This window comes from Flexithrix dorotheae DSM 6795, from assembly GCF_000379765.1.
GTDB lineage: Bacteria > Bacteroidota > Bacteroidia > Cytophagales > Flammeovirgaceae > Flexithrix > Flexithrix dorotheae.
Genome location: NZ_KB903442.1, coordinates 25,410 through 38,964, shown reverse-complemented (window position 1 = coordinate 38,964; position 13,555 = coordinate 25,410). Strand labels below are relative to the sequence as shown.

Here is a 13,555-nt window from a genome sequence, read left to right as displayed (position 1 = left end):
TTGATAAGAAACTGAAGGCGAGTGTTTTTTCAATTGGGATTTGCGAATAACTTGTTATTGATTTATAGCAAGTTCTTTGTTGGTCTCTAAATTGGTTTGGATGGGTGAAACTGCTAAACCAGGTCTTATTTTTTGAATGTTATTTACGATTAGCTTATCAGATTCAGTTAAACCTCCTCTCACGATACGCAAACCATTAGAGTGCAATGGTCCTAAGGTTATGTTTTTAATTGTAACCGTATTGTCATCGCCTAATACGTATACATATCGAATAGATTGATTGGTACCAATGATGTCATCAGGAATCATGATAGCTTTGTGCTCAGCACTTCCGCTAATTTTTGCCTTACCAAACATTCCCGGCTCCAGTAACAGATCTTTGTTGGGTAAAACAGCTCGATTTTCAATAGTACCTGTGCTGTTGTCTATTTGATTATCCACAAAATCGATGGTTGCCTCGTGTAAAAATTCATCTTCATCCTGAAGTTTAATATGCACAGGAAGTCCTTTAGCACGCACAGCTTTTCTTTCGCCATTATTAGCCAAACGTACGTACCTTAAATAATCAGATTCACTACTTGTAAAGTAAAAGTGAATAGGACTTGTAGCAACAATGGTGGTTAATAAGGTAGAGTTTGAAGTACCTCCATCAATTAAGTTACCTTCATTCACGCGATCTCTACTTACCAAACCGGTAATAGGGGCTTTCACTCTGGTAAATTCTAAATTAAGATTCGCATCAGCTACACGCGCTTTGGACAATTGAATACTTGCTTTAGCATATTCTAACGCTTGTTTTCTGCGGTTAAACTCTTCAATAGATACTGCACCAGATTCTTTTAAATCCTCAACTCTTTCAAAATTATCCTGAGCGATATCCAGATTTGCTTTTGCTTGAGCATAATCTGCATTTGCCTGATCCAATGCTATTTTAAATGGTCTGTCATCAATAATAAATAATACATCTCCCTTTTTTACGATTTGTCCGTCTTTAAAATTGACTCGTTCTAAAAATCCGCTTACTCGCGCTCTAACCTGTACTTTGTTACTTGCTTCAAAGCGTCCTGTGTATTCGTCCCATTCGGTAATGCTTTCAAAAACCGGAGATGCAATTTCTACAGGAAATGCTTGTGGTTCGTTACCAGCTTGAGTTTCTTCTTTTTGCTCAGATTCAAATATGCCAGTCTCTGTAAATGCCGATACAAAAATTACGATTGCTAAAAGACCAAATACAACTAAGCTTAATCTTTTTATTCCTTTAATGTTCAAATTAACTTTTGTCATTTTTTGTTACTTTTAAAGATTTTTTGTTGAGGCAAAATTATTTGGCTAGCCTAGATTACTTGTAACCATAATAATCACATAAATGACCAAAATGTAATATCCACCTCTAAACTGTTAATTCGCAAGACAAAGCAGTATGAATTTTCATGGTTTTCTTCCAAAATTAAGGTTTCGGTATTTTCAGATGAAGGTTGGTAATTTTTCTTTTTGAGTATTAAAATCTAACCAGGTAATTTAGAACTAAGAAGGTAAGGTTGTTTATGATGTGAAGCGTTTAGTAAGGAAGTTTCAGTGACGAAAAGTGAAGGGTTTCCTGATTTTTTTATTCAAAACCAACTTAGGGATTTAGGAGAATAATTTAAAGTGTATGCATTTGAATCTATACCACAGCGATTTCAGGGAAAGACATGAGCCCATGCCTTTCCCCAACTTTGGAAAGTACTTAATTTTAATCACAAGAATGGATTAAAAAGCCGCTATTTTAATTAAAAAGACCAAAATGAATTTCGGGCAGATAGTTTATGAAGTTGGTTTTACTGATCCAAAATACTTTAGCAAATGTTTTCAGAAACAATTTGGATGCACGCCATCTCTTTACAGAAATAATTCCTAAGGTTGCTTTTTATTTAATCTACTTCCCTTAAATCATTTTTAATGAAGGAATATCATACCAATTCAGAAGAATTGTCGGGCTTCAAAGTTTAATACTCTTTTAAATAAACATTAAACTGAGTACCTTTCTCGAGTTGACTTTCAACAAGTATTTTACCTCCATTTTTCTCAACCATATTTTTAATTATATTTAAACCAATGCCTTTACCAGGCCGATCTGTGGTAAACCGCTGAAATGGTTTAAACAATAGATGTCCATATTTTTCCAGATCCATCCCAATCCCATTATCCTTTACCTTAACTACTACAAACCCGTTTTCTTTTTGAGCTGAAATATTAATATATGGATCTCTTTCTGGGCTGCTATATTTTACAGAATTACTAATCAGATTCAGCAAAATACTGTGTAAATAGGTTACATTATATTTAATAGATGGTACTTGCTCAATATCAAGATTAATTTTAACCTTTGCCTGGGTAATTTGAGAGTCAATTTCATTGATCACTTCTTTTGTGAAATCCCTTAATGAAATAAGAGTGGCATCTTTGTTTTCATTTTTTTGGGTATCAATTATTTCTATGAGCCCATTCAATGTACCCTCTAATTTATCAATAGAATATTTAATTTTTTCATTTACAGATTGTTTCATCTCCTTATCTGTAATATCATTAAATAGCCCAAACAGGTTTTTTAGGTTGATAATTGGTGCCCTGAGATCATGTGCCGCAGTATAAACAAAACTATCAAGGTATTGATTAGTCTTTTCTAATTGTATATTAATTTTCTTTAAATTTTCTTCTGCTTTTTTTATATCGTTCACATCAGTAAGGGCCACAAACCACTCCCTTATTGTATTATCCTTGTTTAGGAAGGGAACAGCATTCACTACAAAATAGTGATAATCGTTTGTCTGTTGATTATAAATTCTGGCTTCCTTGCGGAAAAATTCTTTGTTTCCAATTGCCCCTTTCCAAATGTTAATGAACAAATTTTTATCATCAGCATGAAGAGAATTAATCCAGCCTAAGTCTTGATATTTTTCAAATTGCTGACCTGTAAACCCTTCCCATTGTTTATTTTTCCCATTCATTTTACCCGAACCATCTGTTCGCCATGTCAGTGTCGCACTTTTTGATATAAGGGTTCTGTGGAGTTCTTCGCTTCTCTCAAGTCTTAGCTTTAATTTTTCAAGTTCAGTAATATCTACAAATGTGATGACAACCCCTTTTACATTATTTTTCTCGGTTAAAAAGGGGTTAATCCTCATTAAATAGTAATTTCCTTCATTATTTAAAATTTCTCGCTGAATGGGATTTTTTTCTGCTAATACTTTATTGATATCCTGCCTTAGAGATGCATAACCAAAATTAGTACTGAAATGATAAATTGGCCTGCCTGTATCCAACTCTGTTATGTGGAATTGGCGATTGATGGCAGGGGTAAACTTTCTGATTTTCAATTCATTATCTAAGAAAATAGTCCCAATATCTGTTCCCAGCAACAGGTTATTAATATCATTATTTAGATTTTTAAGCTCTTTATTCTTTTCCTGTAATTCTGCATTTACAGTATAAAGTTCCTCATTCAAAGATTGAAGTTCTTCATTAGTGGTTTGCATTTCCTCATTGGTGGTCATCAATTCTTCATTGGATAAATTTAACTGTTCGTTTACAGTGTTTAATTTTTCTTCTGAAACTTCCTTTTCCTTTTTTAATTGAAAAAACATTTGTTCCAGGGAGTGCAACTGTTTACTCGTATAATTATCCAGATTAAAAACTTCAGGAAGATTTTTTAAATCAAAATTTGAGACTTCTTCACTAATAAATTCAATGAGAATTACTCGGGAAAGAGTCTCCTGGTGCCATTTTGGAATGAAATTAATTTTGGTTTTAATATTTTTATCCCGTCTTATGATTGGAACATCTTTTATGCGGTAAGTGGCTTGTTGATCAATCGCATAATTCACCCCCTCCATAAACATTGGTATCAAGTATTTTGATACCATATTTTTCAAATTAAATTGCTGAGCATTTTGTGGGTAAATCAGAAATTTACTGATTTCACCTGCTGAGTAAATAATATCAAGATTCTGATTTACAATAATGCACGGGGAAGCAAAATGGTCCAGTAATAACTCTTTATAAGATTCCGTAGGATATTTTTCAGTTTTATGCTTGGATTCTAAAACATCATTCTGATTTGGTAATAATTCCGGAGATTTTTTTTCTTCAACAACAATATTTTTGAGGTATTTAAACACATATTTTTCCCCTTTAAAAAAAGCCTCCTGGTTAAATTCTGAAATTATTGAAGATTCTTCTTCTCCCAGGAACAGAAACCCATTATTATTTAGTGACTTTTGGAAAGTGATTAAAATCTTCTTTTGAGCACTATTCAATAAATCCTTTAATATATTCCTGCATGAAATTAAATCTACATTAATGAAATAAGGATTAGAAATTAAATCATGCCGGACAAAAGAAATTTTATTTCTGACCTGTCTATTAACTTCAAAAAAATTATCTCCTTTTATAAAATATTTGTCTATCAATCCTTTAGGAATATCAATTAAAGCCTTAGGTTTAAATATTCCTTTTGTAGCAAAAGCTATCCTTTCGTCTAAAACATCCGAAGCAAAAATTTTAAAATCGATTTGAAGGTTATGTTTTCTTTGGTACTCTAATAATAAAATCGCAATAGAATAGGCTTCTTCACCCGTTGCACATGCCGGTACCCAAATTCTTAAATTACTATTATTATTTTGGAATAGATTAGGGATAACTTCTTCTAATAACTGATCAAATGCCTCTGCCTCCTGAAAAAATCCAGATGATCCATCTAAAATTGTATTTGAAAGTGCAATTTTTTCCTGATGGTCTTCTTTTAGAAATTCATAATAATTTGACAAATCAGCTTCGCCTCTAGCCTCCATTCTGGAAGAAATACCTTTGTGTAAAAAGGAGCCCTGATACTGGTTTAAATTTAACTGATTACTACTACATGCAATATCAATAATGTGATGAAATAATTTAAGGTCAACATCTATTTGGTTATTATTCATTTTTTTTCAGAAGTCAGTACTATGGGTCTTTGCAAATTATATCTTATTTAACCTTTAAATTATCCGATATTTTAAATAATTAGTAAGTCAATTAGAATTTAGTAAAAATAAAAATTCATTCAATTATTTAAAATTTTTATAACAGCATTAGTATTTATCATTCTCCCAGAGTAGGGTTTGTATATAAATAGATTAAACTATTAAGTATCTGGCAAAGAAAATTTCCCTTTTCGGTAGGATAATATTGTAAAATGAAATTTATCTCTTTAAATATGCATAATGCATATTGCTTATCACTAACTACCCTAAAAATCTAATAAAAACCCATAAAGCAAATGACAGCATTAAGCCATGTTTTATCAATTGATGACGATCATATCAATAATTTTTTAATGACTCAGGCCTTCCAGAGAGTTGTTAGCGATGAAATTAACTTCAAAGCAGTTACCAATGTAGATGATGCTTTTCAGGAATTAAATCTTTACGAAAAAGATAATGAAACATTTCCAGATTTAATTTTAGTTGATATAAACCTGCCATTAAAAAATGGATTTGATTTTTTAGATGAATATGAAAAACGTTTTTTCCCGGAAAATAAAAATTGCAGGTTAATTATGCTTACCTCTTCCATAAGGGAAAGTGATGCTGAAAAGGCTAAATCTTATAGTGCAGTTACCGGTTTTTACTCTAAGTCTGAAGTAATTTCTTTGGTCAATAAGATTGTAGAAACCCATTTTTCATAGTTTAAGAAATATATTTCCTCTGAATTATATAAACAAGACTTATTTTTACATCAACAATGTTTGTTTATATAATATTTTATACTGCATATTGCAATTATTACTTCCTTAAAACATTGAGCCTTTAATTCAAAAGATTCGAATTACTTCAATATAAAATATTTATCTTTAGGCGATTGTTGCTTAAAGTAAGCTGGATAGTATTCAATTCCAGGAAAACTTACAAATAATAGTAACTAGAATATTTTTGGTAAAAAAGGATCCCTGGTTTAGTAAATAATTTCAATATTTATTTTCCTACAAACAAACGATGTCAAGCAAATCAAAGAATTTTTATATAGTGGGAATTGGTGCTTCAGCAGGAGGATTAGAACCAATACAGAAATTGTTTGATAGAATTCCCAGATACTCTGGAGCTGCTTATATTATAATTCAGCATTTATCCCCTGATTTTGTCAGTTTGATGGATGAATTATTAAGTAAGCACACTACTATTGAAGTCACTACAGCTGTTCATGATGAGATAATCAGGCCAAATCATGTTTATTTAATACCCAGAGGAAAAATATTAACCATCTCCAATAACAAATTTGTAATTACCGAAAAAGAAAAAAATACAATCACACTTCCAATTGATATATTTTTTCATTCATTAGGTAAAAATCTGAAAGATAGAGCTATTGGAATAATATTATCAGGATCAGGGACTGATGGCTCAAGAGGTATCCGAACCATAAATGAAGAAGGAGGTATTGTCCTGGTTCAGGATCCTGATTCTGCTCAGTTTGATGGAATGCCAAATGCTGCTATCGCTACCAATCTATATGATTTTCTTGGGAACCCCACCCAATTGACAGAACAGTTACAAAAAATCTGTGGCGATAATAAATACCACCTTCCACTGGGTTCGGAGGTGGAATTCGGAGGACAATACCACAAAGCTTATAATAATATTCTATCAAATGTATATGCTCAAAAAAATCTCGATTTCAGACATTATAAACCGGCTACTTTAGAGAGACGAATTACCAAAAGGCTTAAATTAGTTGGTTTAAAAAGCTTGGCTGAGTATGCAGATTATATGCAAAGTAATCCAGAAGAAAATGAGATTTTAGCAAAAGAGTTTTTAATTCATGTCACCAAATTTTTTAGAGATAGAGAAGCTTTTGAGGTTATACAACATCAGGTGATTCCTCAATTATTTAAAAACCCTGACAAAATAATTAGGATTTGGGTAGCAGGTTGCTCTACTGGAGAGGAAGCCTATACTTTTGCCGCTATTCTTCACGAATTTTGTACGATTAATCATCTGAAACAAGATTTCAAAATATTTGCTACTGATCTTTCCAAAAATGCAATAACGAAAGCTGGTACCGGAAGATTTGGTACTCATATAGAATCAGATATACCTCATGCCTTATTAAATAAATATTTTTTTAAGATTGGGGATCATTATGAAGTTGCCAAGGAATTAAGAGAAAGGATCGTTTTTGCCCATCACAACCTGCTCAAAGATCCTCCATTCATCAATATGGATCTCATTTCCTCTCGAAACCTGTTAATTTACCTGGACAAATATGCTCAGGAAAATATTATAGAAAAGTTTACATATGCCCTCAATCCTAATGGATTTCTATTTCTGGGGCCGAGTGAGTCTATAATGAATATGGGTAATGAATATAATATTTTTGATAGTAGGTGGCGAATTTTCAGGCTTAAAAGTGTGCGAAAAAAACGTGTTTTGCCATTTAACTTAAAAGTCCATGAACAAGAATATCGGGAAAGGGACCTGGATTTTCACTCAATAAAAAAGGAAGAACCACTCCATGTAAAAACTTATCCTGGTGATTTAAACGAACGATTTGGAGAATTGATTTTAGACCATTATGCGCCCACCTGCATGATTGTTAATAAGGAATTGGAAATCCTACAATCAGTTGGAGACATGGATGAGTTTTTGGTTTTCCCCAGAAGTATTTCTCAATTCAATCTTTCAAAAGTATTACCAAATGACGTATTGGTAATCTTTAAGGATGGTATAAAAAAAGTATTAAAAGATAATATTACCTACGATTATAAGGAAGTTCCATTTTTTAAAAGAGATAGGAGTTTCAAACTGGATATTCGATTTATTCCCAAATGGTTTCATAGTACTAGTGAAAAACTAGTTTTAATTGAATTTTTGACAAAAACAGATGAAAATAATGAGATAGTTTCAAACTTTTTTTCAAAGGATAAATATGATGAAACCAGAGAGCAAAACCTTGAACTTGAGCTATTAGAAACCAAAGATCTCCTCAAAACAACTCAAGAAAAGTATGAAACTGCCAATGAGGAATTGCAGGCTACAAATGAGGAACTTATGTCCTCTAATGAAGAAATGCAAAGTACTAATGAGGAATTACAATCGGTAAATGAGGAATTGTATACTGTTAATTCAGAATTGAATGCCAAAGTAACAGAACTTACCGAATTGAACAATGATATCAATAACTTGCTTTCTTCCACTGATATCGGGACCATTTTTTTAGATATCGAACTAAAAATCAGGAAATTTACACCTGCAATAAATCATCACTTTAACTTGGTGCATAGTGACAAGGGCCGGCCGATTTACCATTTTGCTACTCATTTCGGATTCAATAAATTCAAAGATGAACTAAGCCATGTTTTAGAAACTTCCTCACCCACTCAGCATGAAATTACAAATGAGAAAGGAAGACATTACCTCATGAAAATAAATCCCTTTTTCACCTCAACCCAGGAAGTGAAAGGGATTGTGATTTCCTTCATTGATATTGAAAAAGTTAAAAAATTACAGACGAATGAAAAAAGGCTAAAAATACTCACTGAAACGGCCCCGGTAATGAAATGGTTGGTAAATGAAAAAAAACATTTCCATTTCTTTAACAATGCCTGGCTGGATTTTACAGGAAAGGAAATCTCCGATGTTGAAGGACAACAATGGTTTGAATTAATTCATCCTGATGATTTCGAAAAAAGTCTCAAAATTTTTGATGAGGGTTTTGAGAAAAAAGAGAAATTTGAGGTTGTTTACAGGTTAAGAAAAAAAGGGGGAAATTATAAATGGATGCTTAATAAGGCGGTCCCTTATTTTCATTCTTCAGGAATTTTAGAAGGATTTGTAGGTATTTGTATAGATATAACTGACAGGATTAAAGCGGAAGAAAAATTAAAGAAAAGTCAGCGAAAATACCGTTCCTTGTATAAAAAAACACCCGTGATGATGCATTCTATTGGGAGTGATGGAAAAATTATAAGTGCAAGCGAATATTGGTTGGAAAAAATGGGTTATCAGGAGGAAGAAGTAATAGGGAAATACTCTACTGAATTTTTGAGTAAAAGAAGTGCTGAATATGCTAAAATAACCCTACCTGAATATTTTAAAAAGGGATATTGTACAGATATTCCTTATGAGTTTATCAAAAAAAATGGTGAAACAATGGATGTACTTCTCTCTGCAATAGCCGAAAAAGATAGTACAGGTAAATTTTTGCGATCAGTAGCGGTAATCAAAGATGTGACGCTGGAAAATCAAACAAAGGAAAAACTAAAACTTATAAATGAAGTAGCAGAAATTGGTACCTGGGAGTGGAATTTTGAGGATAATAAGCTTACATGGGATAAGCATATGTACAAAATATTTAATCAAAATGAGAACTACCCCATTACAATTGAAAAATTTATGGACTTAATAAATCCTGATAAAGATAAATCAATTGAGAAAAAAATAGTTGCTACATTTAAAAATGAGGAAAAATTCAGTCTGAACTTTAAAATAGGAGGGGCAGGAGAAAATGATCAGGTTAATTTAAGAGGAAAAGCTTACAAAAAAGGAAATGTTTCCTCTAATGGCCACATAATAGGCATTTGTTTCAGGAACACAGGAAGTAGCCTTACTTGAAAGAGTATGGTATTGTTATTACAAAATTGAAATTATTCCTAAACCAAAACTTAAGTTGGAATATGAAGGGTATAGTTCAATTTTTTAATCATTCCTAAAACCAATTTTCGTTTTGGTATCGATCAATTAAGTTTGAAAGAATTTCCAATTCGTGTCCTTTTCCAGTTCCTTTTTTTGCATCAAAAACCTCCTCAAGTCTTTCCATTTATTCAACACTTCCAACACTTCTCTATGGTCCAAATCAGTCCACATTAATCACAATCCTTCTGTAATCGGTTAGGTTGGCTATGTCATTTTCATCTGTGACTTCCAGAATCAGATGAATTTCCTTTCCCTTGGCATCTTTTGGAATTTCAAGGGAAAATTGAGACTGGTTTGGATTTTCCAATGTGATTGGGTTTTCATAAGTCCCTGCCTCTTCATAAATCCACCATATAAAATTTATAGGATCTCCATCAGGATCTTTTGAAGCTGAAGCATCAAAATTGATGATTTCTCCCTGCTTTGTTTTTATATGATGAATCTTTTCGGTTTCATCACCATTAATAGCAGCTATTGGGTTATGGTTGGCCTCTTCATACTCGGCAACACACCAATCCATTCGGCATTTAAAATCATCAAAATAAGCTCTTCTCCATCTCCATACCGGAGTATAGGTATTTTCATAAAGCTTATTGTTAGAGGGGTCAGTCCATTTGTCTGCAACATCAATAAAGACCTCAAAATCCTCATAGTTTTCTTCATCTACTTTTACATTCTCATGCTTTGACCATGCATTTTTCTTTTTATCCCTGGAATATCTTCCACTCCATCCACCCCAATGTGGTTGACTTATATCAGTGAGTCCCCGGTGAATTAATCCCATCCATGGAATTGTACCTCCTCCTTCCAGGAAAACAATATTTCCTTTATGCATCTGGCGTAAAGGATATACTTTCCCAAGATATCCATGGTTTCCTATAATGTGAGTAAGTGTCCAGTGATGTTGACCCATGCTCGAATATTCGTAAGGCTCCCAGGTATATGGACCTAATTGAGTGGTGCTACCTTCTTTCCCTTCATTTGAATCCCAACTTGGCCCACCATAACAATAAGTCTGAAAATTGCTCCTTATCCAGTGGATTTCGGGAAATTTAGCGCAAATCCAGGCTCCTGCATTGTCCTGAGCTCCGTTTTCAAATACCCTTATTTTTTTAATCATGGCCTTAAATGCAGCATCCGATAATTTTGCCTTCAAATCGATTAATGCCTGTGCCAAGGTGTTTGAGCCTGCATTAACGACAATGTAGACCAGTCTGGAATCATTTTTTGTAAGGCTTTTAGCGATTAAATCCGAACCCTCAGAATTTTCACCTTCTCCCACACCATCAATTCCATACTCAGTTTGTCCATTAACCACAATAGAGCGCAAATAATCAGCCTGAGGCCAGCCTTCAGCATGTTTTAATAAATTAGGTCTAACCAATTCATACCCATCAATAATTTCTAAAAATAATTCAGGATGTAAAACTCGTCTGTAGGGCCTTTTTTCCTGAGGGTTGAGGTATTTACCCGTAACAGCAATTAATCCTTCCAGATCAAATTCATTGCTATACATGATCATATGCACCATTTGTTGCACCTCATCGGGTTCATTTCCCATATCTGCCAGAATAATAAGGCGGTGTTTTTCGGTCTGCCCATAAGTCAACTGAAAACTTAGGATGAAGGAAAACAGTAATACCAATCTCATTTTCATTTTTAGTTTTGTTTTGCTAATTCAATGTCCTTCTTTACTTCTTTAGTAAGTTTTATCCAATCAACATAACCCACCCTGTTTGTCCAGATAGGATTAATATGATTTTCTAATGCGATATCAATGTATTGTTCCCAACTTTCCAAAGCTTTTGTCAATTCTTTAACAGCCTCTTCCTGGTACTTTTTATCTCCCGAATTTCTATAAAGCTCAACATAAGTTGATCCGGCAATTTTGTGGGCATAATATTTACCCATATAAGAAATTGTTTTTATATCATTAAGGGTTGAGGATAACTCCTCGTTGCCCTCTGGATTTAAAGTAGCCTGCAACTTTAAGGCTTTATTGGCATGATCGTGCAGCATTTCTGATACTTCAACAGGACTTCTAAGCGAGCTGCTTTCCTCATTTAAGATCATCCTGGCATAATCTTGAATAGTTTGGTTGCCAGACTTCGGATGAACAGGGAAATTAATAAAAAGGTCCACATCATGAAATCCGGTTTCATTTTTTGCAGAGCGGGTAACATGACTTCTACAGCCTTCTATATACCACTGAAAATCTAAACTCCCCCAATGAAAGCCAGTTGTTACGGGATAAATCATAGAAGCTTCATGCCAGGCCTCAAATAACGTATTGGTATTGATATTTGGAAAATGCGTCTGTAAAATGGCGCTAAATCGTTGATCATCTATTTCCGGATTGTAACTCAATCTGCCCCAAATTAGCCAATGGTACCAATGCTTTTTTATTTCTAACTGGCGGGGCTCTTCTACATTTTTAGAGGTAAATTCTCTTCCCCAAACCCACTGATCAGAACCATAATACATTCCATTTGAAACTTCATAGGGGATATTTTTGATGAACTCTCTTACAAATTTTGGAGATCCCCACCTAAAATAATAAACATCGTCATTTCTGAGGGTCCAAATAGTTTTGAGCGAACCAATATTTTTTACAAATTCTTCATGATAAGGTTGGGTGGTTGAACTAAATACATGGGCTTTCGCATATTTAAAACTATAGATAAAATTAATATTTTTATGTTTAATAAGAGGTTCAAATTTTTGTTCAATGTATTCAGGATCAGCCTGATGCTGGCGATGAATAAAGGTAATCTTACGATCCGGCATTTCCTTGGCTGCATCCAAAACGCCTTCTGCATAGGTATCAAAAGCCCAGTTTTCCTTTTCCTCGAAGCTGACACCGTGCATATTTTCCCCAGTAGTAAGACCAATTCCAGCCAAATCAGGATAAGTTCTAAAAAGTTGGATAATACTTTTTCTAAAATAATCTTTGGTGACAGGATTATCAGCTTTGTCGGTAATACCATATTTCCCGTTTGTCCCATTCACAAAAATATTCCAGGTAACAAAGTAAAAATCTACATTTCTGCTTTTTCCATATGCCATTACCTTTCGCCAAAAGGCTATTTTTTCATCAATTGTAATCTTTTTCAATACTTCATAATTATCTAATATTTCTGGTGAATCAAGCCCTTGAGCACCAAGACTATAATACTCATCCCATTCCACTGTGGATCGATGTACGTTATCTAAGGCAATGTCGGGATATTCAGGGACTTTTATCAGTGAAGGAAAGGGATGAAGGCTCCAGCAGGAAATAAAGTTATATCTATCTTTAGCGATGTGGTCGATGTATGCTTTCCAAAAATCGAAATTCCACATTTCAGCAATATTATTCTGGGCGGCATCACTGGCATGACTATAACTTGGGGTTCGCAAATCAAGGGGAATATTAAATTTTGTGCCCCTCATTTTCATATAAGGATTTTCCCTTACTTCTTTTATGCCCTCCCATCCATAAAGTTTAATCTGCTCGGCTAGTTCAAGCTCTCCGTACATACTTCCAGCCGCATCAGAAGCGGTTAATCTAATTCTTGTTTTTCCTGACTTTTCAATTTTAAAGCCTTCCTGTTTTATCTCATTTTCTTCTGATAAAATGGAAATGATTAAATCAGCCTGATTCCCCTCAATTTGCTTCAATTGAAAGCCTTTTTCCAAAAGTGCTTCTTTAATTTCACTAACACCAAATTTGGTTTTATCATCCTGATTATCAATAGAATAAGTGATTTCATTTGTAGAAGAAGTACAACCGAAAATGATAGTACTTAGGGATAAAAAAATCAAAAAAAATGAATGTTTACAGGTATAGTTAGTAGTTCTCATATTTACCC

7 protein-coding genes are annotated in these 13,555 nt (G+C 33.5%); 3 read left to right on the top strand and 4 right to left on the bottom strand.

Translation table 11 applies throughout. From position 1 onward, the window contains the following. Positions 1-54 precede the first annotated feature (54 nt). A complete protein-coding gene (locus tag A3EM_RS0115080) occupies positions 55-1,284 on the bottom strand; it encodes an efflux RND transporter periplasmic adaptor subunit (protein ID WP_020529058.1) in 1,230 nt (409 codons plus the stop codon). 478 nt (positions 1,285-1,762) lie between these two features. On the opposite strand from A3EM_RS0115080, the gene A3EM_RS48505 reads away from it, so the two are divergent. Then, positions 1,763-1,897 (top strand): helix-turn-helix domain-containing protein, encoded by a 135-nt coding sequence (locus tag A3EM_RS48505; RefSeq protein ID WP_425402061.1) that lies wholly within the window; start codon positions 1,763-1,765, stop codon positions 1,895-1,897. 88 nt (positions 1,898-1,985) lie between these two features. On the opposite strand, the gene A3EM_RS0115075 is transcribed toward A3EM_RS48505, so the two are convergent. After that, the gene (locus tag A3EM_RS0115075; RefSeq protein WP_020529057.1) at positions 1,986-4,958 is read right to left on the bottom strand and encodes a CheR family methyltransferase; all 2,973 of its coding nucleotides are present in this window, start codon (positions 4,956-4,958) and stop codon (positions 1,986-1,988) included. A gap of 335 nt (positions 4,959-5,293) precedes the next feature. Between A3EM_RS0115075 and A3EM_RS42505 the strand changes: the two genes are divergently transcribed. Continuing rightward, positions 5,294-5,701 carry a response regulator gene (locus tag A3EM_RS42505; protein WP_083925238.1) on the top strand — a complete coding sequence of 136 codons (408 nt, stop codon included), beginning with the start codon at positions 5,294-5,296 and terminating at the stop codon, positions 5,699-5,701. 307 nt (positions 5,702-6,008) lie between these two features. Continuing rightward, on the top strand, positions 6,009-9,623 hold the full coding sequence (locus A3EM_RS0115065) for a chemotaxis protein CheB (RefSeq protein ID WP_020529055.1): 3,615 nt from the start codon (positions 6,009-6,011) through the stop codon (positions 9,621-9,623). Positions 9,624-9,864: 241 nt separating this feature from the next. Here A3EM_RS0115065 and A3EM_RS0115055 read toward each other — a convergent pair whose 3' ends face one another. Beyond that, positions 9,865-11,361 carry a nucleoside hydrolase-like domain-containing protein gene (locus A3EM_RS0115055; RefSeq protein ID WP_020529053.1) on the bottom strand — a complete coding sequence of 499 codons (1,497 nt, stop codon included), beginning with the start codon at positions 11,359-11,361 and terminating at the stop codon, positions 9,865-9,867. Between the two features lie 2 nt (positions 11,362-11,363). Beyond that, complete coding sequence (locus A3EM_RS0115050) at positions 11,364-13,547, bottom strand: hypothetical protein (RefSeq protein WP_063745019.1); 2,184 nt, start codon at positions 13,545-13,547, stop codon at positions 11,364-11,366. Positions 13,548-13,555 lie beyond the last annotated feature (8 nt).